The following is a 22,190-nucleotide window of genomic DNA, read 5'->3' as shown; positions in this document are numbered from 1 at the left end:
ACCACCGGAAAGCCCAAGGGCATCCTGCACACCTCCGGCGGCTACCTCACCCAGGCCGCCTACACCCACCACGCCGTCTTCGACCTCAAGCCCGAGACCGACGTCTACTGGTGCACCGCCGACATCGGCTGGGTCACCGGCCACTCCTACATCGTCTACGGCCCCCTGGCCAACGGCGCCACCCAGGTCATCTACGAAGGCACCCCCGACACCCCCCACCAGGGCCGCTTCTGGGAGATCGTCCAGAAGTACGGCGTCACCATCCTCTACACCGCCCCCACCGCGATCCGCACCTTCATGAAGTGGGGCGACGACATCCCCGCCAAGTTCGACCTCTCCACCCTGCGCGTCCTGGGCAGCGTCGGCGAACCCATCAACCCCGAAGCGTGGATCTGGTACCGCGAACACATCGGCGCCGGCAAGGCCCCCATCGTCGACACCTGGTGGCAGACCGAGACCGGCGCCATGATGATCAGCCCCCTGCCCGGCGTCACCGAGACCAAGCCCGGCTCCGCCCAGCGCGCCCTGCCCGGCATCGCCGCCACCGTCGTCGACGACAACGGCACCGAGGTCCCCAACGGCTCCGGCGGCTACCTCGTCCTCACCGAACCCTGGCCCTCCATGCTCCGCACCATCTGGGGCGACGACCAGCGCTACATCGACACCTACTGGTCCCGCTTCGAAGGGCGCTACTTCGCCGGCGACGGCGCCAAGAAGGACGAGGACGGCGACATCTGGCTCCTGGGCCGCGTCGACGACGTCATGCTCGTCTCCGGCCACAACATCTCCACCACCGAGGTCGAATCCGCCCTCGTCGGCCACCCCTCCGTCGCCGAGTCCGCCGTCGTCGGCGCCACCGACCCCACCACCGGCCAGGCCATCGTCGCCTTCGTCATCCTGCGCGGCGGCATCACCGAAACCCCCGACCTCGTCGACGAACTGCGCGCCCACGTCGGCCGCACCCTCGGCCCCATCGCCAAACCCAAGCAGATCAAGGTCGTCGGCGAACTCCCCAAAACCCGCTCCGGCAAGATCATGCGCCGCCTCCTGCGCGACATCGCCGAAGGCCGCGAAGTCGGCGACACCACCACCCTCGCCGACAGCACCGTCATGAGCCAGATCCAGGCCCAGCTCCCGCCCTCCGGCGGCAACGGCTGAGCGCGCTGACACCCGGGTACTGACATCGGAGTGCTGATCTCGGAGCGCTGATCTCGGAGCGCTGACACCCGAGTGAGGCAACGGGCGGGGCCCCGGGCGGTGATGACCGCCCGGGGCCCCGTCGTCGTACGGACGGTCCGTCACAGGTCACAGGACTCCCGCCACCTGGACGTCACCGCCTGCCCTCGACCGTCGCGGGAGCTTCCAGCGTCTCCAGAGCGTCCAGACCCACCGGGCCGCGCCGCTGCGCGGTCAGGGTCCGCAGGGTCTCGTACGCGCTCTGGACGAAGCCGCGGCTGCGCAGCGACCGTGCCCTGGCCATCACCGCCAGCCCCACCTGCGCACGCGGGCTGAAGCCTGCGAAGGCGGTGAAGCCCCGGGTGGAGCCGGCGTGGAACACGAGTTCCTCGCCGTCGTCCTCGTCCGGGTCCGCCCCCGCGGGCACCGACCGCTGGTTCCAGCCCAGGCAGATCCGGGTGGTACCACCCCGGCGCCGGCCCGCCCGCGGCCGGCGGACCTCGCCGAGCGCCGTCCGCAGCACCGCCGCGTCGGCCCGTTCCGGGAGCGGAACGGCGTCCAGCGACAGGTGCGCCTGGAGGTAGCGGAGCATGTCGTCGCCGGTCGAGCGCAGTGCGGCCGCGCCCGGCAGGGCCGGCAGCCGGAAGGACGGCACCCGGCGCCCGCGCCGGTACCCGGCGACCTCCTCCCGGCCGGGGCCGCTGGAGGTGTCGACCAGGCCGAGCGGCCCGCAGACCCGGGCGGCCAGGAGGTCGTCGTAGCGCTGTCCGGCCGCGTTGGCCAGCAGCAGTCCGAGCAGTCCGCAGCCGAGGCTCGAGTAGCGCACGTGCGTGCCGGGGGTGCCCCGAACGGGGGTCCGCGGCAGGGCCCTGAGCAGGTGGGCCGGGCCGAACGTGTCGTACGGGCTGGTGAACCACCGGGGTGCCATCGCGGGCAGCAGGCCGACCGGCAGCCGGGGCAGGCCCGAGGTGTGGGTGGCCAGGTGGAGCAGGGTGATCGGCCGCTCGTGCGGATAGCCGGGGGCGGCGTCGGCAGGCAGGTAACGGTCGATCGGGTCGTCGTACCGGACCTCGCCCCGGGCGGCCATCTCGGCGAGCAGCAGTCCGGTGAACGTCTTCGTCACGGAACCGAGTTCGAACCGGGTGTCGGCCCGGACCGGGCGCCGGCCGGAACGGTCGGAGCGTCCCCGGCAGGCGACCGTCCGTTCGTCGCCGCGGATCACCGCGACGGCGACTCCCCCGCCGGGACCGGCCGCGTGGAACAGCGGGCGGAGCAGGTGGTCGAGGTCGGTGGGGAGCTCGGGCTCGTCGGAGCCAGAGCGGCCCGAGGGGCCCGAGGGGCCCGAGGTGCCACCAGGGCCGGAGGGGTCGGATGATCCCGAGGGGCCGGAGGGGCCGGCGGGCAGAGCGGCGGACACGACGGTCTCACCGGGTAAGAGGGGCGGTCTGGGCATGGGGTGCCTCCGAAGCGGCGCAAGGGGTTTGACGGGGGATGACGCCTGGGCCCGGATCGGGCGGCGCCTGCATCCGACGATAGGAACGCGTTCACTCGTCTGCACGCGGCCGGGGCCATTCGGGTGCGGCGCCGGTGCTCCGCGAGGGTGCAGAACACAGCACCAGGGCTTAAGTCCTTAGGTAGGACAATCCGGATGTCACTCGGACGTTCCCGTTAGACTGCTAAGGACGCATCAAGGTCCTCGAACAGGAATCCGGGCGTCACAGGGCGCGCCGGGAAGTCTGGTCGGCACTTTGCACCACGTGTGCATCCGTTTGCCGTTCCCAGCCCGCAGGAGGTCCGAGCGTGACCCGACAGCCGCCCGTCCACGAGCCGACGACCCGCCGCCGGCAGTTCCCAGGCCGGCTGCCCCTGCCCGAGCGCGCCTACATCACCGAGGCACTGCGCACCGAGACGGTCGGCGGCATCCTGCTGCTGGTCGCCGCCGTGGTCGCGCTGGTCTGGGCCAATGTCTGGCCGGGCGCGTACGAGAGCGTCCTCGACCACACCGTCGGCCCGTCCGCCCCGCTGCACCTGGACCTGACGCTCGGCGACTGGGCCAAGGACGGCCTGCTGACGATCTTCTTCTTCGTCGCCGGGATCGAGCTCAAGCGCGAGTTCGTCGCGGGCGAGCTGCGCAGTCCGAGCGCCGCCGTACTGCCCGTCATAGCCGCGGTCTGCGGTGTCGCGCTGCCCGCGGCCTTGTTCGCCCTGATCAACTCGGGCAGCGGCGGGCACCCGGGCGGCTGGGCGATCCCGACCGCCACCGACATCGCCTTCGCCCTCGGCGTCCTGGCCGTGGTCGGCAGCCACCTGCCCTCGGCGCTGCGCGCCTTCCTGCTCACCCTGGCCGTCGTGGACGACCTGATCGCGATCCTGATCATCGCGGTCTTCTACAGCTCCGGCATCAAGTTCTGGGCGCTCGGTCTGGCCTTCGTCGGCCTGGCGCTGTTCTGGTTCCTGCACCGGCGCGGGGTGCACGGCTGGTACCTGTTCGTGCCGCTGGCCTTCGTCATCTGGGCGCTGATGCACGAGAGCGGCGTGCACGCCACGGTCGCGGGCGTCGCCATGGGCCTGATGCTGCGCTGCCACCGCGAGGGCGACGAGGAGCACTCCCCCGGCGAGCACATCGAGCACCTGGTCCGGCCGCTGTCGGCCGGGCTGGCCGTCCCGGTGTTCGCGCTGTTCGCCGCCGGGGTGACGATCTCCGGCCCGGCGCTGCGCGAGGTGTTCACCCAGGCCACGCCGCTCGGCATCGTCCTCGGGCTGCTGGTCGGCAAGACGGTGGGCATCTTCGGGGGCACCTGGCTGGTCGCCCGGTTCACCCGGGCGGAGCTGAACCCGCAGCTCAAGTGGGCCGACATGTTCGCGGTCGCGGTGCTCGCGGGGATCGGCTTCACCGTCTCGCTGCTGATCAGCGAGCTGGCCTTCCCCGGGGACCTGGCGCTCGCCGACCGTTCGAAGACGGCCGTCCTGGTGGGCTCGCTGCTGTGCGCGGTGGTCGCCACCGTGCTGCTCAAGCTCCGCAACCGGCACTACCGCGCGCTGTGCGAGGAGGAGGACCGGGACACGGACGGCGACGGCGTCCCGGACGTCTACCAGCCGGACGACCCGGCCTGGCAGGCCCGGGTGGCCGAGCTCGCGCCGCGCCCCGGCAGCGAGCAACCGCACCCCGGCAACGACCGGCCCCACCCCGGCGGCGACCGACCGGCTCCCGGCCACGACCGGCCCCACCCCGGCAACGACCGGCCGAGCGCCGGTCCGGCCGCCGGTCCGGGCGCGGCCCGCTGAAGCCGGCCGCCGGTTCCACCCATCCCGACCACCGGCACCACCCCGGAGCGCCGGACGGCTGCTGAGGGTCGCTCAGGGCCCCGTGGCCCGCTCCGGCGCCCGTCCGGCGCCCCCGACACCCACGGGGCCCCTGCGGCACCACAGGGGCCCGCCCCGGGCCCCCGGGGGGCCTCGGGCTCCGGGACACGTCCCCCCGGCGGGGCCCCGGAGTGGTGTGCGACTGGCCGGTAGGGGCATGATTCTGAGCTGTCGACAGTCCACTGACGCCCCCGGGCCCCCTCCGGCCCCCGGGACCGCACCGCGCGGCGGCGTCACGCCGCACAGCCGCAGAGGAGAACCGCTGATGCCCGCAGGAGCCGCAGACCCGTCCAGCAACGGCCGGGCGCCCTACGAGGGCGAGCGTTCGGTGGGGCAGCTGTTCGCGGCGGCCACCGCCGACCTGTCCGCGCTGGTCCACGACGAGATCGCGCTCGCCAAGGCCGAGCTGCGGGCGGACGTCAAGCGCGGCGTCTCCGGCGGCGTGTCGCTGACGGTCGCCGGCGTGGTGGCACTGGCCGCCGTCCCGATGCTGAGCGCCGCGGCGGCCTTCGGCATCCACGCGCTGGGCCTGTCGCTCGGCTGGTCGTTCCTGATCGTGGCCGGTGCCTACCTGCTGCTCGCGGTGCTGCTCGGCATGCTGGCCTGGCGTTCCTTCAAGAAGATCGAGAAGCCGGTCCGCACCATCGAGGGTGCGCAGAAGACCGCCGACGTGCTGAAGAACGCCCGTCCGCGGCCGGCCACCAAGGAGGAGATCGACCGGGCGCTGGGCCGCATCCCGTAAGGACGGGGCCCCGCCGGGCGCACCGACTCCGAGTGCCGGGCGCGTGTCCGGCGCACGGATGTGACACGCTCTCGGTATGCCGCTTGACCAGAAGCCCGTGCCCGCGCAGCCGCCCGCCGACTCCGGCCCCGTCCGGGAGCCCGGCCGGGAGGCCGCCGCGAAGGCCGCGGACGGCGTCGGCGAGAGCGCCGGAAAGGCCCCGGGCGACGCCGGGGCCGAGGCGCCCGGCAGCTCCGCGGCCGAGGCCTGGAGCATCCGGCAGGACGGCCCGTGGACGCACCGCGACCTCGCCGCCAACGGCGCCCGGTTCCACATCGCCGAGCTGGGCGAGGGCCCGCTGGTGCTGCTGGTGCACGGCTGGCCGGAGTACTGGTGGGCCTGGCGCCACCAGCTGACCGCGCTCGCCGAGGCCGGCTACCGGGCGGTCGCGCTCGACCTGCGCGGCATCGGCGGCAGCGACCGCACCCCCCGCGGGTACGACCCGGGCAACCTCGCCCTGGACATCACCGGGGTGATCCGTTCGCTCGGCGAGCGCCGGGCCCACCTGGTCGGGCACGCCTCCGGCGGCACGCTGGCCTGGGTGGCGGCGGTGATGCGCCCGTCGGTGATCCAGAGCCTTACCGTGGTGTCCGCCGCGCACCCGCGGGACCTGCGCCGGGCACTGCTCACCGACCGCAAGCAGATCGCCGCCTTCGAGCACGTGCTGGGCTTCCAGCGGCCGTGGATACCGGAGCGCCGCCTGGTCGCCGACGACGCCGCGCTGGTCGCCCGCTACCTGGACGAGTGGACCGGGCCGGACAAGCTGGACGAGGGCGCGGTGCACGCGTACCGGCAGGCGATCCGGATCCCCAGCACCGCGCACTGCTCGATCGAGCCGTACCGCTGGCTGCTGCGGTCGATGGCCCGTCCGGACGGCATCCAGTTCGCCCGCCGGATGAAGAAGCCGATCGCCGCGCCCACGCTGCACGTCCAGGGGGCGGCGGACCCGGTGCTGCTGTCGCACACCGCGCTCGGCGGCGGCGAGTACGTGGCGGCGCCGTACCGGTGGCGGCTGATGCCGGGCGTCGGACACTTCCCGCACGAGGAGGCGCCGGCGGAGTTCACGGCCGAGCTGCTGGACTGGGTCGGTCTGCACAAGGAGTGAGCGCTCCGGGCAGGACCGTCACCCCTGCCCACCTCAACTCCCTTGATGTTGCGCTCATATGACAAACGCATAGGCCACTTTCGATGGCGTCCGGACGGTTACCCCGACCGGCCCAGGGGCATCCATTCCGGTATGACCTGGATGCCCGATCGCGGCGGCGCATCGCGCGGCCGACGCCAGAACAGCCCGCACCGGTCCGCCCCCCGTACCGACTGGGCGGACGACCTCGGCTACGACGGCACGGACCGCCGTCAGCGAGCGGCGCAGCGACAGCTCGGCATCCCGCACATCCTCGGCCGGCGCGCCCGCTGGGTGGGCGCACGGCTGCGGCGCGAGACCTGAGGTCCCGCGCCGCGGTCGTCAACGACGTGCCGCCCGGTTCACCCGGGCAGTACGAGCCTGCTCACGGTCGTCGCACCGGTCCCACGCGTCCGTTCAGGCGTCCGTTCACGCGTCAGTTCACGCGTCAGTTCACGATCGTCGGCGACAGCGCCGTGAACCAGAGCAGGACGAAGGTCGCACCCGCCATGATCGGCACCAGCACCTTGGTCTCGACGTTGTTGCCGCTGCGCTTGATCAGCACGATCTCGTAGCGCTCCTTGTGCGGCCAGAGCAGCGGCGCGCCCTTCTTCGTCAGGCAGTCGCCCAGCAGGTGCGCCAGCGTGCCCAGGCCGACCGCGTACGGCAGCCAGCCGGGGGCGTTCGGCATCCAGGTGTTCATCCCGAAGGTGCCGAGCGCGGCCAGGCCGACGACGGTGATCCACGCCTCCGGGCCGTCGCCGGGCGGGCAGAGCCGCAGCGCCCGGATCGCGAGCGCCAGCAGGAAGAACGTCACCGCGAGGGTGAAGTTGCGGCCCAGGAAGGTGACGCCCGCCCAGGTGCCGCCGCCCATCAGCGCGACGAACAGCAGCGAGTGGGTGGCGTGCCGGTGACCGCCGGAGGCCCAGGCCACGAAGCGGCAGAGCGCCTTGGAGAGCGGGCCGAGGAAGTTGGCGATCGAGCCGTCGTGGTGGTCGAGGTCGGGCAGCAGGGCCGCGCCCGCGCACAGCACCGTGCCCATCAGTATGTCCGCCGGCTGGAGCGTGGTGTGCAGCAGCAGCGGGGGCAGGAACGGCGCCGAGGCCGCGTACAGCATCGCCCCGCTGACCGCGTGCGAGTGACCCATCATCGGACTACCACGACCTCCCGTCGACCTCACTCCGGCACCGGCGCCGGATTGAGCCGAACGGGTGAGCGCGGCCGAGGCTACCAGGGCGGACTGACGGTCCGACGGATATCCGACCCGCCGCACCGGCGCGCCGACCGCGGCCCAACGGGCCGCCCGACCACGGCGAGCCCACCCACGACGACGGGCCCGCGGCGAGCCCGTCCACGACGACGGGCCCGCCGACGGCGACCGGGCGGCCCACGGCGGCGGGCCGGCCCGGGCCGGGTCAGAGCGCGCAGCCCTGGGTGTCCACCCGCCCCGAGGCGGAGCCGCCCTTCTCGGCGTCGTCCTTCACCTCGGCCGCCGTGAGCACGTACCCGGTGTCCGCGCTGTCCAGCGACTTGGCGAACACCACGCCGTACACCTGCCCGTCCGGGGTGAGCAGCGGTCCACCGCTGTTGCCCTGGCGGACCAGCGAGCGGACGGAGTAGACGTCGCGCACGACCTGGCCGCGGTGGTAGATGTCCGGGCCGTTGGCCTGGATGCGGCCGCGGATGCGGGCGGGCTGGACGTTGAAGGCGCCGTTCTCGGGGAAGCCGGCCACGATCGCGCTGTCGTTGGTCCTGGCCTCCCCCGCGAAGGTCAGCGGGGGCGCGTTGAGCTTGGGCACGTCGAGGACCGCGATGTCGCGCTGCCAGTCGTAGCGGACCACCGTCGCGTCGTAGAGCTGTCCGACGCCGCCGATCTGCACGGTCGGCTCGTCGACGCCGCCGACCACGTGGGCGTTGGTCATCACCCGGTGCGGCGCGAAGACGAAGCCGCTGCCCTCCAGGGTCTTGCCGCAGGAGGTGGCGGTGCCGACCACCTTGACCAGGCTCTGCCTGGCCTTCGCGACCGCCGGGCTGGCGGCCAGCGCGGGGTCGGGCGTGTCGACCTGGGTGATCGGCTCGTGCTCGAAGGGGTTGAAGACCTGGGGGAAGCCGTTGCGGGCGAGCACCTTGGAGAAGTCAGAGAACCAGTTCGGCGCGTCACCGGGCAGCGCGTCCTGGACGCCGCCGAGGATCGCCGAGGAGCGGACCTGCTTGGAGACCGTCGGCAGGGACGTTCCGGCGAGCGCGGAACCGATCAGCCAGGCCACCAGCAGCATCGAGATCACGTTGACGACGGCCCCGCCGGCCGCGTCCAGCACCCGCGCCGGACGCCGGTCGATGTGGCCGCGCAGCTTCCAGCCGAAGTGCGTGGTGACCGCCTGGCCTATCGCGGCGAACACGATCACGACGACGACGGCCACCACCGAGGCCGTCGTACCGGGGCTCAGGTGGTCGAGCAGCAGCGGCAGCAGCTGCACCGCGACCAGGCCGCCGCCGAGGAAGCCGACGACGGACAGCACGCCCACCACGAAGCCCTGCCGGTAGCCCGACACGGCGAAACCGACGGCGGCGAGGATCAGCAGCACATCCAGGACGTTCACCCGGACACCCTCCCACGGCCGGCGGCACGGCCGTGCGGACGGCCCCTCACGAGGTCCCGGCCTCGCGGCCCAGCAGCGCGCGCGAGCTTTCGGTGTCGCCCTGGACCAGGGCCAGCGCGTCGTCCGAGAGGTCGACGATCCGGGACGGGTCCCAGGGCCGCTCCAGGCCGCTGTGGTGCAGCACCCGGTCGATCACCCCGGCCGTGAAGCCCCAGACCAGCCGGCCGGCCACCGCGAACGCCGGGCCCAGGTGACCGGACGGGTGCCGCAGCCGGACCCGGTTCGCCGGGTCCGCGAGCTCGGCGATCGTCACCCGGAACACGGCGCCGGTCTCCCCAGCGTCCACCGGGCGCACCGGCGACTCCTCGCGCCACCAGCCGAGGACCGGGGTCACCACGAAGCGGCTCACCGGGATGTAGAGGGCGGGCAGCGCGGCGAACACCTGCACGCCGGCCGGGTCCAGGCCGGTCTCCTCCCAGGCCTCCCGCAGCGCCGCCGCGATCGGTCCGGGACCGTCCGGGTCGCCGTCCTCCGGGTCGAGCGCGCCGCCCGGGAAGGACGGCTGCCCGGCGTGCGAGCGCAGCGAGCGGGCCCGCTCGATCAGCAGCAGGTCGGGGCCCTGCCCGCCGTCCCCGAAGAGCATCAGCACCGCGGCCGTGCGGGCGTCCTCCACCGGCGGCAGGAAGCGGCTCAGCTGCTCGGGCAGCACGCGCTCGGCCGCGTCCCGGACGGGCTCCAGCCACCGCGGCAGGCCGTCCCGCTCGATCTCCCGCACCGCGGGCCCGGGCGCACTCACTCGCCCACCGCCAGGTCCGCGACGTGCCCCTGGTGGGAGGCGGCGTCGGCGCGCGCGGCGGCCTCGCCGGGGAAGTCCCCCGGGGGCTTCAGCCGCTGGCCGGGTCGGCCGCCCATCTCGTACTTGAGGAGCTTCGCGGCCTTCTCCGGGTCCGTCTCGCCCTCGCCGTACGACGGGCAGAGCGGCGCGATCGGGCAGGCCCCGCAGGCGGGCTTCTGGGAGTGGCAGATCCGGCGGCCGTGGAAGACCACGCGGTGCGAGAGCATCGTCCACTCGGACTTGGGGAAGATCTCGCCGACGGCCAGCTCGACCTTCACCGGGTCATCCTCGGTGGTCCAGCCGAACCGCCTCGCCAGGCGGCCGAAGTGGGTGTCGACGGTGATCCCCGGGACGCCGAAGGCGTTGCCGAGGACGACGTTGGCGGTCTTGCGGCCGACGCCGGGCAGGGTCACCAGGTCCTCCAGGCGGCCCGGGACCTCGCCGCCGAAGTCGTCGCGCAGCGCGACCGACAGGCCGATCAGCGATTTCGCCTTGTTCCGGAAGAACCCGGTCGGGCGGATGATCTCCTCCAGCTCCTCCGGGTTCGCCGCCGCCATGTCCTCCGGGGCGGGGTAGCGGGCGAACAGCGCGGGCGTCGTCTGGTTCACCCGCAGGTCCGTCGTCTGCGCCGACAGCACGGTGGCCACCAGCAGCTGGAACGGGTTCTCGAAGTCCAGCTCCGGGTGCGCGTACGGGTACAGCTCCGCGAGCTCCCGGTTGATCCTGCGCGCCCGCCGCACCATCGCCAGCCGGGACTCGGGCTTCCTCGGCCTCACCGCGGGCTTCGCCTTCGGTGCCGCCGCCTTCCGGACCTTGCTCTCTGCCATGGACGAAGGCTACGCCGGACGGCCGAACCCGTGCGCCGCATTGGCCGTCACCGGCCCCACCGGGCCGGGCGGGGCGAGCGGGGCGGGGGTCAGCTGCCCTGGCGAACCTTGACGCCGCCGACCAGCGAGTAGGAGCGCACCTTGACGACCGCGCCGCCGGGCTCGCCCACCACGCCCTGGCTGCGGCCGCCGAGCAGCGAGAACCCGCGGACCTCGACCGTGGTGCCCACCGGGACGGTCAGGTCGACGCCGCCGAGGACCGAGAAGGCGTCCACCTCGGCCGAGGCGCCCTCGGGGTAGGCCAGCTCCGCGCCGCCGACCACGGCCGCCTTGACCAGGTGGGTCGGGCCGGCCGGGAGTTCGGCGTCGGTGTGGTCGAGCTTGGCCCCGCCGACCGCGGCGACGTGCACGGTGCGCTCGCGGGCCGTGAACTCGCCGCCGTGCTTGAGGCCGCCCAGCAGGGCGAGGCTCCACTCGGTGCGGCGGGCGGCGGTCGGGGCGTTCTTCGTGATCTCCATGGCCTGAACACTACGGAGGGACGCTGAGGGCCCGTCAGTGTCGAGCGGCACTGGTCCGGAATGACATCTGTCATGGTCAGAAGCATGATCGGCACGGTGAGGGGCCGGGCGGCGGCGAGCTGTCGATCGCTGTCGCCAAGGGGACGGCCGGCCCTCGTGGTGCACACGGACCAACCTGCCCGAGCTCCGTCCACAGGCTGTGGACGGAGCTCGGGCGCGTCCGGCCGCGGCACCGTCGGCATCCGGTGGAACCGTCGAAAAAAGACCCGAAGGAATATCCGCCGGAGAGCGATGAGTTCCGCGCCCGCGCCCGGTCTACCCCTACGAAAGCGACTCACCCCGAGCGACGCCCCGAAGGGACCCACCGTGAACGCCACTGCCTCCCGCACCGTTGCCTCCACCGACGGCACCGAGATCGCCTACACCGTCACCGGCTCCGGCCCGGCCGTCGTCTTCGTCGACGGCGCCCTCTGCCACCGGGCGTTCGGGCCCGGTGCCGCGGTCGCCGAGCAGCTGGCCGCGCACCACACCGTCTACACCTACGACCGGCGCGGGCGCGGCGGCAGCGCGGACACCGCGCCGTTCGCCGTCGAGCGCGAGATCGAGGACCTCGCGGCCGTCATCGCGGCCACCGGCGGCACGGCCCACGTGATCGGCGTCTCCTCCGGCGGGGCGCTCGCGCTGCGGGCCGCCGCGAGCGGGGTCGCGATCAGCCGGATCGCCGTCTACGAGCCGCCGTTCAGCACCGGGGACGGGCAGCGCGAGCGGTTCGACGCGTACGTGACCGACCTGACCGAGGCGCTCGCGGACGGGCGCCGCAGCGACGCCGCCGCCCGGTTCATGGCCTTCGTCGGCATGCCGGCCGAGATGGTGGACCAGATGCGCGGCGCGCCGATGTGGCCGGCCTTCGAGGCGGTCGCGCCCACGCTCGCGTACGACGCCGCCGCGGTGGGCACGGCGGCGGGCGGGTCGGTTCCGGCCGAGGTCCTCGCCGGGGTGGCCGTCCCGGCGCTCGTGCTGGACGGCGGGGCCAGCCCGGAACTGCTGCGCGCGCCGGCCCGCGAGGTCGCGGCCGCCGTGCCGGGCGCCGAGTACCGGACGCTGGCGGACCAGACGCACGAGGTGGCCGCCGACATCCTGGCGCCGGTGCTGGCCGAGTTCTTCGCCCGCCCGACCGCCTGACGAGGCGACCGCCCGACGGGCCGACCACCCGCACACCTGCCGCCCCGACACCTGCCGCCCGGATACCCCGCCGCCCGGAGCCACCGCCGCGGCCTGTCCGATAATGCGCCGAGAGCACCGACCGAACAGTCGAGAACGACGGGGGCACAGATGGACCAGTTCGCGGACATTCCCACCACCACCCTGGCCGACCTGCTCGGCCGCGCCCAGGTGATGGACATCGGCGTCCGCCCGCTGTGGGCCGGCATGCCCCGGGTGGCCGGACCGGCCTTCACCGTGCAGTGCCCGCCCGGCGACAACCTGATGCTGCACGCGGCGATCTACCGGGCCGCGCCCGGCGACGTCATCGTCGTCGAGTCGGGCGACCTCGACCACGCCCTCGCCGGCGGCAACGTCTGCGCGGTCGCGCAGCGCCGGGGCGTGGCCGCGTTCGTGGCCGACGGCCTGATCCGCGACCTCGGCGAGGTGCGCGAGGCGGGCTTCCCGGTGTTCGCCCGCGGGGTGATCCCGATCCCGGGGGCGAAGCGGGCACTCGGCTCGCACGGCGGCGAGGTCCGGTGCGGCGGCGTGCTGGTGGCGGCCGGCGACGTCGTCGTGGCGGACGAGGAGGGCGTCGTGGTGGTGCCGGCCGCCCGGCGCGAGGAGACGCTGGCGGCGGCCCGGGCGAAGCTGGCCAAGGAGGCCGCCGAGACGCTGGACGAGTGGGAGGCGGCCCACCGCGCCAAGATCGAGAAGGCCCTGGGCGAGGTCGGCTTCACCGCCTGACACTCCCCCGGCACCCCGTGCGCCCCGAGGAACCGTCCTCCGGGGCGTACTGCTTTTCTCCGGGGCCGGGTTCCCCGAAGGCCTGGTTTCCTTGGGGCGTCGGGTTTTCCCGGGCGTCGGGTTTCCCCGGAGGTCAGACCGGCTGCTCGCGCTGCCGGTGGTAGTGGCGGGCGGCACGGGCGCGGTTGCCGCAGGCGGGCCCGCACCACTCGCGGCGCGGGTGGTCCTTGACGAAGAACTGGACGCAGCCCGGCCCGTGACAGGCCCGCAGGTCGGCCGCGAGCGGACCGCCCAGCAGGTCGGCGGTGCCGTGGGCGAGCGCCGCGAGGGCGGCGGGGAACCCGTCGCGGCCGGTCCGCTGGACGACGGCGATCCCGGTTCCGGCGGCCGTCAGGACGGGCCAGCGCGGGGCGGCGGCGGACGCCTCGTTGATCCGCCCGACCTCGGCGGCGGGCACCGGCTCCCCCTCGGCGTGCGCGTGCAGGACGGCGCGGACCGCGTCGCGCAGCGCCCGGAACGCGGCCAGGTCCGCCTCGTCGACGGACAGCCCGGGGGCGTCGGCCTCGGACCCGAGCCAGCCGGCGAGTTCCTCCGGCGTCGCGACGGTGTCCCGGACCTTCCCGCGGACGGCGACCAGCGTGTTCGCGAACGCGACGGCGAGCGGCAGGCCCGGGGAGGACGGGGCCGGGTGTTCCTGAGCAGTGTCGGAAGCCATGGACCTAATGGTAGCCACCCCTTGCAACCATCAAGTCCGACTGTCATGATTCTCACGGTTGATCAGCCCTCAACCATAAGAATCGACTCGGGGGGAGTACCACCGGATGACCGCCACCGCGATCGGACCCGGCCCGCAGACCCGTCCGGCCGAACGGCCGCCGACCGCCCGGCTGCGGCACAACCGGGACTTCCTCAAGTTCTGGTCCGGCGAGACCCTCTCGCTCCTCGGCAGCCAGGTCACCACGCTCGCCCTGCCGCTCACCGCCGTCATCGCCTTCGACGCCACGCCCGAGCAGGTCGGCCTGCTGCGCTTCCTGCAACTGGTGCCCTACCTCGGCCTCGCGCTGGTCTTCGGCGTCCTGGTCGACCGGATGCCGCGCAGGCGCGCCATGCTGCTGGCCAACGGCGCCCGGATGGTGCTCGTCGGACTGGTCCCGCTGCTGGCCGCGGCCCACCGCCTGACGCTGCCGGTGCTGCTGGCACTCGCCTGCGCGATCGGCGTCTTCTCCGTCCTGTTCGACGTCGGCTGGATGTCCTTCGTCCCGACCCTGGTGAAGGACCCGGAGCACTACGTCGAGGCCAACCAGAAGCTCGGCGTCACCGCCTCCACCGCGGACGTGGCCGGGCCCGGCCTGGCCGGACTGCTGATCGGCGCCCTGACCGCGCCGGTCGCACTGGTCGCGGACGCCTTCTCCTACCTGGTCTCGCTGCTCACGCTGCTGTGGATCCGCACGCCCGAACCGCGCCCCGAGCCGCCCGCGGCGGGCCGCCACCTCGGGCGGGAGCTGGCCGAGGGCCTGCGCTGGGTGTTCGGCGACCGCGTCCTGCGACCGCTGGCGCTGCTCGGTCCGTTCTGCAACTTCTCGATGGTCTCGGTGTGGACGGTGTTCGTCCTGTACGCGGTGCGCGACCAGGGACTGACGCCCACCTGGATCGGCGTCGTGTTCTCCGCCTCCTCGGTCGGCGGACTGGTCGGCGCGGCCGTCTCCGGGCGGGTCGTCAGGCGGTTCCGGCTCGGACCCGTCTACGCGGTGTCGATGGCGGCGATCTTCGCGAGCCCGCTGCTGGTCGCGTTCGCGGACGGCCCGAAGCCGGTGCGCACGGCCCTGTTCGTCGGCTCGTTCTTCATCGGCTACCTGGGCCTCGCCGTGGCCGGCGTGGTGATGGTCAGCCTGCGCCAGACCCTGACCCCGCAGCCGCTGATGGGCCGGATGAACGCGGCCTTCCGCACCCTGCTGTTCGGCGGCGGCTCGCTGGGCGGACTGCTCGGCGGCGTCATCGGCGGGGCCCTCGGGCTGCGCCGGGGCCTCGTCGCGATCGCCGTCGGCTCGGCGCTGATGCTCGTCCCGCTGGCCCTGTCGCCGGTCAGCCGGCTGCGCGCCCTGCCGCCGCCGGCCGCCTGACCGGCGCCCACCCGGACCACCGGGGTCGTCGGGCCCGCTCGGGGGAGGGGCCGGGCGACCCCGGTTCGGCGCGTCGCCGCGCCGACCGGCGCCCACCGCACGGACACGGGGACCGAACCGTACGAATGGCCCCGCGAAGGACACCTCGGTGCACCCCCTCCTCATATGATCGGAGCGACATGCGCCATGCTTGGTGATGCAGAGCACAGAACGGAACTTGCGCCGGACGGCCCACCCGCCGACCGGCCGAGAAGGAGGAAGCACGTGGACGACGTTCTGCGGCGCGCCGCACTCTTCGCGGCACTCGACGACGAACAGGCCGGCGAGCTGCGCGCTTCCATGACCGAGGTCACCCTCGCCCGTGGTGAGTCGCTGTTCCACGAGGGCGACCCGGGCGACCGGCTGTACGTCGTCGCCGAGGGCAAGGTCAAGCTCCACCGCGCCTCGCCGGACGGACGCGAGAACATGCTCGCCGTCCTCGGCCCCAGCGAGATGATCGGCGAGCTGTCGCTGTTCGACCCGGGCCCGCGCACCGCCACCGCCAGCGCACTGACCGAGGTCAAGCTGCTCGGCCTCGGCCACGGCGACCTCCAGCCCTGGCTGCACGCCCGCCCCGAGGTGTCCATCGCGCTGCTGCGGGCCATCGCCCGCCGCCTGCGCCGGACCAACGACGTGATGTCCGACCTGGTCTTCTCCGACGTGCCCGGTCGCGTCGCGAAGGCCTTGCTCGACCTCTCCCGCCGCTTCGGCGTGCAGTCCGAGGAGGGCATCCACGTCGCCCACGACCTCACCCAGGAGGAGCTCGCCCAGCTGGTCGGCGCCTCCCGCGAGACGGTCAACAAGGCGCTCGCCGACTTCGCCGGCCGCGGCTGGCTGAAGCTGGAGGCCCGTGCCGTCGTCCTGATGGACGTCGAGCGGCTGTCGCGCCGCTCGCGCTGACCCGCCCGGCTTCCCGGGGCGCCCCGGCGTGCCGAAGGGCCCGCCCTCCGTCGAGGAGGCCGGGCCCTTCGGCGTTCCCGCCGGTCAGTCGAGGTACGGGATCAGCCCGTGCTCCTCCAGGTACTCCATCTGCGCCCGCACCGATAGCTCGGCGGCGGGCCACAGCGCGCGGTCCACGTCCGCGTACACCCGGGCCACCACCTCGGCCGCGGTCCGGCAGCCCGCCTCGACCGCCGTCTCCACCTGGGCGAGCCGGGTGGCCCGGTGGGCGAGGTAGTAGTCGACGGCGCCCAGGGCGTCCGCGAGCACCGGCCCGTGACCGGGCAGGACGGTCCGCACACCGTGCTCGGAGGCCATCGTGTGCAGGCGGCGCAGCGAGTCCAGGTAGTCGCCCAGGCGGCCGTCCGGGTGGGCGACCATCGTGGTACCGCGGCCGAGGACGGTGTCGCCGGTGAGGATCGCGCCGTCGGCGGGCAGGTGGAAGGTCAGCGAGTCCGAGGTGTGCCCGGGGGTGCCGACCACCCGCAGGTCCAGGCCGCCCACGTCCAGGCGCTGCCCGCCGACCAGGCCCTCGGAGCCGAGCCGGTGCGCCGGGTCCAGCGCCAGGACCTTGCTGCCGGTGAGCTCGGCGAAGCGGGCCGCGCCCTCGGAGTGGTCGGCGTGGCCGTGGGTGAGCAGGGTGAGCGCCACGCGCTTGCCCTGCTGTTCCGCGAGGTCGATCACCCGGCGCAGGTGGCCCTCGTGCAGCGGGCCCGGGTCGATCACCGCCGCGAGGTCCGAGCCGGGCTCGGAGAGCAGCCAGGTGTTGGTGCCGTCCAGCGTCATCGGCGACGGGTTCGGCGCCAGCACGCAGAGCGCCCGCGGGGTGGCCTCGCCGCCGACCTCGGCGGCGGGGTCACCCGGGAGGAGTCCGCTCACCGGCCGCCCTCGCCGTCGCGGTGCAGGGCGCGCAGCGGCAGCGCCCGGACGAGGGCCCGCTGGGCCACCTCGATGAACGGGACCGGCTGGTCGCAGGCGGCGGTGCGCGGGGTCAGGCGGCGGGCGGGCATCTCGGGTGCCGTCCGGCGAGCCACGTCGTTGTGGGTCATCGGGCGTCGGTCCTCTCTCTGCGGTGGTGGAGTCCCTGCGGTGGTGCTCGGGTCTGCGGAGGGTCTGTGGAGGGTCTGTGGAAGGGGCTGGGAAAAGTCTGCGGAGGGGGCCTGCGAAGGGTCCGCGAAGGGCTCGCGGGCCGGGCTCAGGCTTCGGGGAAGTCGCCGTCGATGGTCAGCTCGTCATACCCAGGCCATCGAACGGTCATGCGGTCGCCGCGGACCTCGGCCCGGCCCAGCACCGGGTCCAGTGCGCGCTGCCCGGCCGCGGCCAGCGCCTCGGCGGCGCTCCGCACCGACGACAGCTCGCGCAGCACCGTGACGGTCGGCGGCAGCATGCCGAACCGGCCCTCGTCGTAGCCGCGGACCGCCTCGGCGGGCGCCATCCAGGCCACCCGGTCCGCCTCGCCGACCTCCAGCGCGGCCCGCTGGCCGGACGGCAGGGCGGCGACGAAGAACCAGGTGTCGTACCGGCGCTCCTCGAACTCCGGGGTGATCCAGCGGGCCCAGCCGCCCAGCAGGTCGCTGCGCAGCACCAGGCCGTGCGCGCGGAGGAAGTCGGCGAAGGACAGCTCGTGGGCCTCCAGCGCGGCCCGCTCGGCGCTCCAGTCGCGCGGCTCGGCGATGCTCCGCGCGTCCGGGCCGGCCAGCAGCACGCCGGCCTCCTCGAAGGTCTCGCGGACGGCCGCGCAGACCACCGCCTGCGCCGTCCGGGCGTCCACGCCGAGGCGCCGCGCCCACTCCTCGGGGCCGGGCCCGGCCCAGGCGAGCTCGGCCTCGGCGTCCCGCGGGTCCACCCCGCCACCCGGGTAGGCGTACATGCCGGCGGCGAAGGCCATCGAGGTGCGGCGGCGCAGCAGGTAGGCCTCGGGCCCGGTGGCGGCGTCGCGCAGCAGCACCACCGTCGCGGCGGGCTTCGCCGCCGGCGGGGTCGCCGCGCCGGAGTCGACCGCCCGGATCCGGGCAGGCCAGCCGGGCGGCATCGGGAGCGTCGTGGCTCGATGGTCCATGCCCGGATGCTAAGCGCACGAAGGCGGGGTTGGACAGGCCCGACCCCGCCTTCATGATCACGACCGGAGCGGTCAGGCGCTCTTGACCCGCACCTGGAGCTCGACCTCGACCGGGGCGTCCAGCGGCAGCACCGCGACGCCGACCGCGCTGCGGGCGTGCACGCCGGCCTCGCCGAGCACCTTGCCGAGCAGCTCGCTGGCGCCGTTGATCACGGCCGGCTGGCCGGTGAAGTCGGGGGCGGAGGCGACGAAGCCGACGACCTTGACGACGCGCTCGATCAGGTCGAGGTCACCGATCACCGACTTGATGGCGGCCAGGGCGTTCAGCGCGCAGGTCTGCGCGAGCTCCTTGGCCTCCTCCGGGGACACCTCGGCGCCGACCTTGCCGGTGGTCGGCAGCTTGCCGTCGACGACCGGCAGCTGGCCGGAGGTGAACACGAACTCGCCCGCGCGCAGGGCCGGGACGTACGCGGCGACCGGGGCGGCCACCGGCGGCAGGCTCAGACCCAGCTCGGCGAGCTTCGACTCGACCTTGCTCATGCGTTCTTCTCCCGCTTGAAGTAGGCCACCAGGGTCTCCGGGTTGGGACCCTGCACGACCTGGACCAGCTCCCAGCCGTCCGAGCCGAAGTTGTCCAGGATCTGCTTGGTGGCGTGCACCAGCAGCGGCGCCGTCATGTATTCCCACTTGGTCATGGCCAGACTCTAGACGAGCGGCCGCGGCGATCGGCCCCGCTGACGGACCGGCGTGTGAGGTGGCCCACAAACCGGGCATGATTCAGGCCCGGTCCCCCCGGTGCTCCGGGCATCCGGCCCGCTCCCTGGTTACTCTCGCGAGAGGGCAACCGGAGAGCGGGCCGGCCGACGGAGCGGCCCACGGCCCTCGGAGACGGACGGAGACGGAGCGTGGCACGCACCCCCGGCCAGGCGGCCCGGCGCGACCCCGACTGGGAGGGCGTCCGGCTGCACGTGGTCAGCGGCAAGGGCGGCACCGGGAAGACCACCCTGGCCGCCGCGCTGGCGCTGGCCCTGGCCGCCGAGGGCGGCCGGGTGCTGCTGGTCGAGGTGGAGGGCCGGCAGGGCATCGCCGAACTGTTCGGGATCGCCGCGCTGCCGTACGAGGAGCGCCGGATCGCCTCGGTCTCCCGGCGGCAGCTCGGCCTGCCGGCCGTCGCGGACGACACGGACCCGCCGGGCGGGTCCGGTGGCCCGGGCGGATCCGGCGGCCGGGGCGGCAGCGGTGCCCCGGGCGGCAGCGGCGAGGTCTTCGCGCTGGCCATCGACACCGAGCAGGCCCTGCTCGAGTACCTGGAGATGTTCTACAAGCTCGGCCGGGCCGGCAAGGCCCTGCAGAAGGTCGGCTTCGTCGACTTCGCGACCACCATCGCACCCGGCGTCCGGGACGTCCTGCTCACCGGCAAGGCCTGCGAGGCCTCCCGCCGCAAGGGCCCGGACGGCCGCCGCAGCTACGACGCGATCGTGATGGACGCCCCGCCGACCGGCCGCATCACCCGCTTCCTGAACGTCAACTCCGAGGTGGCCGGCCTGGCCAGGATCGGGCCGATACACACCCAGGCGCAGGCCGTGATGCGGGTGCTGAAGTCGCCGGAGACCGCGGTGCACCTGGTCACCCTGCTGGAGGAGATGCCGGTGCAGGAGACGGTCGACGGCTTCGCCGAGCTGCGCGAGTCGGGGCTCCCGATCGGCGGCGTGATGATCAACATGGTCCGGCCGCCGCTGCTGGACGCGGCCGCGGTCGCCGCGGCGGACGGGGACCACCGGGAGGAGGTCGCCCTGGCCCTCGGCGAGGCCGGGCTCGGCGGGCACTCGCGCAAGCCGGAGACCGTCCGGGCCGCCGTCGACCCGCTGCTCGACCCGCTCCTGGAGCAGGCCCGCGAGCACGCCGAACGGGTCGAGCTGGAGCGCGCGCAGCGCGCCGACCTCCAGCACCTGAAGCTCCCCACCTACGAACTCCCGCTGCTCGGCGAGGGCGTGGACCTCGGCGGGCTGTACCGGCTGGCGGGCGAACTCAAGCGGCAGGGGGCGGCGTGAGCACGACGACGAACGGTGTGCGCGGCACGGGCAGCCTGCTCGCGGTGGACGCGCTGATCGACGACCCGAAGACGAGGATCATCGTCTGCTGCGGCTCCGGCGGGGTCGGCAAGACCACCACCGCCGCGGCGATCGGGCTGCGCGCCGCCGAACGCGGGCGCAAGGTCGTCGTCCTGACGATCGATCCGGCCCGCCGCCTCGCCCAGTCCATGGGTCTGACCGAGCTCGACAACACCCCTCGCGTGGTCAAGGGGGTGGGCGGCGAGGGGGAGCTCCAGGCCATGATGCTCGACATGAAGCGGACCTTCGACGAGGTCGTGCTCGCCCACGCCGAACCCGAACGGGCCAAGGCGATCATGGAGAACCCGTTCTACCAGTCCCTGTCGGCCGGCTTCGCGGGCACGCAGGAGTACATGGCCATGGAGAAGCTCGGCCAGCTGCGCGCGGCCGAGGAGTGGGACCTGATCGTCGTCGACACCCCGCCCTCCCGCTCGGCGCTGGACTTCCTGGACGCGCCCAACCGGCTCGGGTCCTTCCTCGACGGCAGGGTGATCCGGATCCTGACCGCCCCGGCCAAGGTCGGCGGCCGCAGCGCGATGAAGTTCCTCAACGTCGGCATGGGCCTGCTCACCGGCACCCTGGGCAAGATCTTCGGCGCCCAGCTCCTCACCGACGTGCAGACCTTCGTCAGCGCGATGGACTCGATGTTCGGCGGCTTCCGCGAGCGGGCCGACCGCACGTACCAGCTGCTCAAGGCGCCGGGCACGGCCTTCCTGGTGGTCGCCGCGCCGGAGCGGGACGCGCTGCGCGAGGCCGCCTACTTCGTCGACCGGCTGGCCGCGGACCGGATGCCGCTGGCCGGACTGGTGCTCAACCGGGTGCACGGTTCCGGGGCCCCGCAGCTCACGGCGGAACGGGCGATCGCGGCCGCCGAGGCGCTGGAGGAGAACGGTTCGGAGCACGCGTCGCCCGAGGCGGAACTGCTCGCGGCCGGACTGCTGCGGCTGCACGCCGAACGGATGCAGATCATGGCGAGGGAGCGCCGGACCAGGGACCGCTTCGTGTCGGTGTACCCGGACGTGCCGATCGTGGAGGTCCCCGCGCTGCCGGGCGACGTGCACGACCTGGACGGGCTGCGGGCCATCGGGGACAGGCTGAGCGGCGGGGCGTAGGGAGCGCGGCGGGGCCGGCGGTCCTGAGCGGCGCGGCGTCGAGCGGGGCGTCAGCGTCGAGCGGGCGCGCGTTGCCCTGCGTGGCGTTGTCCGGTGTTGCCTTGCGCTGTGTGGCGTTGCCTTGTCCGGCATTACCTCGCGCTGTGTGGCGTTGCCTTGCGTTGTGTCGCGTTGCTCCGCGAACGGTGCGGAGCCGTGGGGCGTCGCACGGGTGCGGCGTGTCGCACCTGGTGTCGGCCCGGGCCGGTGGGGCGGCCCGGCGAGTGATCGCGTGCCGGGTCAGCCCGCCTGGGCGTAGTCCGTCAGTATCACCCCGGTGGCCAGGGACTCCTCGTACTCCGTCCGGGCCGTCTCCAGCAGCCTGCGCCAGGAGATCACCGTCGGACGGCGGCGCAGCAGCGCCCGGCGCTCGCGCTCCGTCATCCCGCCCCAGACCCCGAACTCCACGCGGTTGTCCAGCGCGTCCGCGAGGCACTCCGTACGGACGGGGCACCCGCTGCACACCGCCTTCGCGCGGTTCTGCGCCGCCCCCTGGACGAACAGTTCGTCCGGATCACTCGTGCGGCAGGCGGCCTGCGCACTCCAGTCGTCAACCCAGCCCATGCCGGCGCCGTCCTCTCCCGATGTTTCGAGGCTCCCC

24 protein-coding genes are annotated in these 22,190 nt (G+C 73.9%); 11 read left to right on the top strand and 13 right to left on the bottom strand.

The annotated features are described in order from the left end of the window. Positions 1-1,158: acetate--CoA ligase (locus ACFV4G_RS25615; protein WP_380444229.1), on the top strand; the 1,158-nt coding region annotated here is incomplete at its 5' end. Positions 1,159-1,330: 172 nt separating this feature from the next. Here the strand turns inward: ACFV4G_RS25615 and ACFV4G_RS25610 are convergent. Continuing rightward, the gene (locus ACFV4G_RS25610) at positions 1,331-2,629 is read right to left on the bottom strand and encodes a serine hydrolase domain-containing protein (RefSeq protein WP_380444227.1); all 1,299 of its coding nucleotides are present in this window, start codon (positions 2,627-2,629) and stop codon (positions 1,331-1,333) included. Between the two features lie 347 nt (positions 2,630-2,976). Here ACFV4G_RS25610 and nhaA point away from each other — a divergent pair, with 347 nt between their 5' ends. The 4 genes from nhaA (at position 2,977) to ACFV4G_RS25590 (ending at position 6,767) form a co-directional block, all read left to right on the top strand. Continuing rightward, positions 2,977-4,461: a Na+/H+ antiporter NhaA gene (gene nhaA, locus ACFV4G_RS25605; RefSeq protein WP_380444225.1), complete on the top strand. Its 1,485-nt coding sequence runs from the start codon at positions 2,977-2,979 to the stop codon at positions 4,459-4,461. Between the two features lie 343 nt (positions 4,462-4,804). Then, positions 4,805-5,281 carry a phage holin family protein gene (locus ACFV4G_RS25600; RefSeq protein WP_380444223.1) on the top strand — a complete coding sequence of 159 codons (477 nt, stop codon included), beginning with the start codon at positions 4,805-4,807 and terminating at the stop codon, positions 5,279-5,281. A gap of 76 nt (positions 5,282-5,357) precedes the next feature. Continuing rightward, complete coding sequence (locus ACFV4G_RS25595) at positions 5,358-6,425, top strand: alpha/beta fold hydrolase (RefSeq protein WP_380444221.1); 1,068 nt, start codon at positions 5,358-5,360, stop codon at positions 6,423-6,425. A gap of 132 nt (positions 6,426-6,557) precedes the next feature. Beyond that, positions 6,558-6,767: a hypothetical protein gene (locus tag ACFV4G_RS25590; protein WP_329927312.1), complete on the top strand. Its 210-nt coding sequence runs from the start codon at positions 6,558-6,560 to the stop codon at positions 6,765-6,767. Positions 6,768-6,891: 124 nt separating this feature from the next. Here the strand turns inward: ACFV4G_RS25590 and ACFV4G_RS25585 are convergent, their stop codons facing one another. From ACFV4G_RS25585 to ACFV4G_RS25565, 5 genes are all read right to left on the bottom strand, one after another. Then, on the bottom strand, positions 6,892-7,593 hold the full coding sequence (locus ACFV4G_RS25585; RefSeq protein ID WP_380444219.1) for a metal-dependent hydrolase: 702 nt from the start codon (positions 7,591-7,593) through the stop codon (positions 6,892-6,894). Positions 7,594-7,858: 265 nt separating this feature from the next. Then, the gene (locus tag ACFV4G_RS25580) at positions 7,859-9,043 is read right to left on the bottom strand and encodes a MarP family serine protease (RefSeq protein ID WP_380444217.1); all 1,185 of its coding nucleotides are present in this window, start codon (positions 9,041-9,043) and stop codon (positions 7,859-7,861) included. 46 nt (positions 9,044-9,089) lie between these two features. Further along, positions 9,090-9,839 carry an NUDIX hydrolase gene (locus ACFV4G_RS25575; protein ID WP_380444215.1) on the bottom strand — a complete coding sequence of 250 codons (750 nt, stop codon included), beginning with the start codon at positions 9,837-9,839 and terminating at the stop codon, positions 9,090-9,092. Next, the gene (nth, locus tag ACFV4G_RS25570) at positions 9,836-10,705 is read right to left on the bottom strand and encodes an endonuclease III (RefSeq protein WP_380444213.1); all 870 of its coding nucleotides are present in this window, start codon (positions 10,703-10,705) and stop codon (positions 9,836-9,838) included. The genes ACFV4G_RS25575 and nth overlap by 4 nt, the downstream gene beginning before the upstream one ends. Before the next feature lie 89 nt (positions 10,706-10,794). Continuing rightward, positions 10,795-11,223 (bottom strand): hypothetical protein, encoded by a 429-nt coding sequence (locus ACFV4G_RS25565; RefSeq protein ID WP_380444211.1) that lies wholly within the window; start codon positions 11,221-11,223, stop codon positions 10,795-10,797. Between the two features lie 366 nt (positions 11,224-11,589). Between ACFV4G_RS25565 and ACFV4G_RS25560 the strand changes: the two genes are divergently transcribed. Together ACFV4G_RS25560 and ACFV4G_RS25555 are read left to right on the top strand one after the other, a co-directional pair. Beyond that, positions 11,590-12,405: an alpha/beta fold hydrolase gene (locus ACFV4G_RS25560; RefSeq protein ID WP_380444209.1), complete on the top strand. Its 816-nt coding sequence runs from the start codon at positions 11,590-11,592 to the stop codon at positions 12,403-12,405. Positions 12,406-12,555: 150 nt separating this feature from the next. Beyond that, positions 12,556-13,170, top strand: a complete 615-nt coding sequence (locus ACFV4G_RS25555; RefSeq protein ID WP_359975306.1) for an RraA family protein — start codon at positions 12,556-12,558, stop codon at positions 13,168-13,170. A gap of 133 nt (positions 13,171-13,303) precedes the next feature. On the opposite strand, the gene ACFV4G_RS25550 is transcribed toward ACFV4G_RS25555, so the two are convergent. Continuing rightward, positions 13,304-13,885, bottom strand: coding sequence for a CGNR zinc finger domain-containing protein (locus ACFV4G_RS25550; RefSeq protein ID WP_380444207.1), 582 nt, complete (start codon positions 13,883-13,885; stop codon positions 13,304-13,306). Positions 13,886-13,991: 106 nt separating this feature from the next. Here ACFV4G_RS25550 and ACFV4G_RS25545 point away from each other — a divergent pair, with 106 nt between their 5' ends. Next, the gene (locus ACFV4G_RS25545; RefSeq protein WP_380444205.1) at positions 13,992-15,290 is read left to right on the top strand and encodes an MFS transporter; all 1,299 of its coding nucleotides are present in this window, start codon (positions 13,992-13,994) and stop codon (positions 15,288-15,290) included. Between the two features lie 264 nt (positions 15,291-15,554). Further along, a complete protein-coding gene (locus tag ACFV4G_RS25540; protein WP_030240972.1) occupies positions 15,555-16,229 on the top strand; it encodes a Crp/Fnr family transcriptional regulator in 675 nt (224 codons plus the stop codon). Positions 16,230-16,313: 84 nt separating this feature from the next. On the opposite strand, the gene ACFV4G_RS25535 is transcribed toward ACFV4G_RS25540, so the two are convergent. From ACFV4G_RS25535 to ACFV4G_RS25515, 5 genes are all read right to left on the bottom strand, one after another. Then, entirely contained in the window at positions 16,314-17,147 is an 834-nt protein-coding gene (locus ACFV4G_RS25535) for an MBL fold metallo-hydrolase (RefSeq protein ID WP_380444203.1), read from the bottom strand. Next, positions 17,144-17,317 (bottom strand): hypothetical protein, encoded by a 174-nt coding sequence (locus ACFV4G_RS25530; protein ID WP_380444201.1) that lies wholly within the window; start codon positions 17,315-17,317, stop codon positions 17,144-17,146. The genes ACFV4G_RS25535 and ACFV4G_RS25530 overlap by 4 nt, the downstream gene beginning before the upstream one ends. 146 nt (positions 17,318-17,463) lie before the next feature. Beyond that, on the bottom strand, positions 17,464-18,327 hold the full coding sequence (locus tag ACFV4G_RS25525; RefSeq protein ID WP_380444199.1) for an NUDIX hydrolase: 864 nt from the start codon (positions 18,325-18,327) through the stop codon (positions 17,464-17,466). A gap of 72 nt (positions 18,328-18,399) precedes the next feature. Next, positions 18,400-18,867: a RidA family protein gene (locus ACFV4G_RS25520; RefSeq protein WP_380444197.1), complete on the bottom strand. Its 468-nt coding sequence runs from the start codon at positions 18,865-18,867 to the stop codon at positions 18,400-18,402. Beyond that, a complete protein-coding gene (locus ACFV4G_RS25515; protein ID WP_380444195.1) occupies positions 18,864-19,022 on the bottom strand; it encodes a DUF4177 domain-containing protein in 159 nt (52 codons plus the stop codon). Before ACFV4G_RS25515 ends, ACFV4G_RS25520 begins: the two co-directional genes overlap by 4 nt. A gap of 210 nt (positions 19,023-19,232) precedes the next feature. On the opposite strand from ACFV4G_RS25515, the gene ACFV4G_RS25510 reads away from it, so the two are divergent. Both ACFV4G_RS25510 and ACFV4G_RS25505 read left to right on the top strand, forming a co-directional pair. Beyond that, the gene (locus ACFV4G_RS25510) at positions 19,233-20,378 is read left to right on the top strand and encodes an ArsA-related P-loop ATPase (RefSeq protein WP_380444193.1); all 1,146 of its coding nucleotides are present in this window, start codon (positions 19,233-19,235) and stop codon (positions 20,376-20,378) included. After that, positions 20,375-21,550, top strand: coding sequence for an ArsA family ATPase (locus ACFV4G_RS25505; protein WP_380444191.1), 1,176 nt, complete (start codon positions 20,375-20,377; stop codon positions 21,548-21,550). Before ACFV4G_RS25510 ends, ACFV4G_RS25505 begins: the two co-directional genes overlap by 4 nt. 279 nt (positions 21,551-21,829) lie before the next feature. On the opposite strand, the gene ACFV4G_RS25500 is transcribed toward ACFV4G_RS25505, so the two are convergent. Beyond that, entirely contained in the window at positions 21,830-22,153 is a 324-nt protein-coding gene (locus ACFV4G_RS25500; protein ID WP_030240986.1) for a WhiB family transcriptional regulator, read from the bottom strand. Positions 22,154-22,190: the final 37 nt, after the last annotated feature.

The organism is Kitasatospora sp. NPDC059747, assembly GCF_042732955.1.
Taxonomy (GTDB): Bacteria; Actinomycetota; Actinomycetes; order Streptomycetales; family Streptomycetaceae; genus Kitasatospora.
Note: the sequence above shows the minus strand (reverse complement) of the source record. Positions and strands in the feature narration are given on the sequence as shown.

Excerpts from the sequence above, each read along its gene's own strand:
- ACFV4G_RS25545 (WP_380444205.1), top strand. The coding sequence starts at position 13,992 with ATGACCGCCACCGCGATCGGACCCGGCCCGCAGACCCGTCCGGCCGAA.
- ACFV4G_RS25500 (WP_030240986.1), bottom strand. The coding sequence starts at position 22,153 with ATGGGCTGGGTTGACGACTGGAGTGCGCAGGCCGCCTGCCGCACGAGT.
- nth (WP_380444213.1), bottom strand. The coding sequence starts at position 10,705 with ATGGCAGAGAGCAAGGTCCGGAAGGCGGCGGCACCGAAGGCGAAGCCC.
- ACFV4G_RS25585 (WP_380444219.1), bottom strand. The coding sequence starts at position 7,593 with ATGATGGGTCACTCGCACGCGGTCAGCGGGGCGATGCTGTACGCGGCC.
- ACFV4G_RS25525 (WP_380444199.1), bottom strand. The coding sequence starts at position 18,327 with ATGGACCATCGAGCCACGACGCTCCCGATGCCGCCCGGCTGGCCTGCC.
- ACFV4G_RS25515 (WP_380444195.1), bottom strand. The coding sequence starts at position 19,022 with ATGACCAAGTGGGAATACATGACGGCGCCGCTGCTGGTGCACGCCACC.
- ACFV4G_RS25595 (WP_380444221.1), top strand. The coding sequence starts at position 5,358 with ATGCCGCTTGACCAGAAGCCCGTGCCCGCGCAGCCGCCCGCCGACTCC.
- ACFV4G_RS25600 (WP_380444223.1), top strand. The coding sequence starts at position 4,805 with ATGCCCGCAGGAGCCGCAGACCCGTCCAGCAACGGCCGGGCGCCCTAC.
- ACFV4G_RS25555 (WP_359975306.1), top strand. The coding sequence starts at position 12,556 with ATGGACCAGTTCGCGGACATTCCCACCACCACCCTGGCCGACCTGCTC.
- ACFV4G_RS25590 (WP_329927312.1), top strand. The coding sequence starts at position 6,558 with ATGACCTGGATGCCCGATCGCGGCGGCGCATCGCGCGGCCGACGCCAG.
- ACFV4G_RS25530 (WP_380444201.1), bottom strand. The coding sequence starts at position 17,317 with ATGACCCACAACGACGTGGCTCGCCGGACGGCACCCGAGATGCCCGCC.
- ACFV4G_RS25610 (WP_380444227.1), bottom strand. The coding sequence starts at position 2,629 with ATGCCCAGACCGCCCCTCTTACCCGGTGAGACCGTCGTGTCCGCCGCT.
- ACFV4G_RS25520 (WP_380444197.1), bottom strand. The coding sequence starts at position 18,867 with ATGAGCAAGGTCGAGTCGAAGCTCGCCGAGCTGGGTCTGAGCCTGCCG.
- ACFV4G_RS25550 (WP_380444207.1), bottom strand. The coding sequence starts at position 13,885 with ATGGCTTCCGACACTGCTCAGGAACACCCGGCCCCGTCCTCCCCGGGC.
- ACFV4G_RS25565 (WP_380444211.1), bottom strand. The coding sequence starts at position 11,223 with ATGGAGATCACGAAGAACGCCCCGACCGCCGCCCGCCGCACCGAGTGG.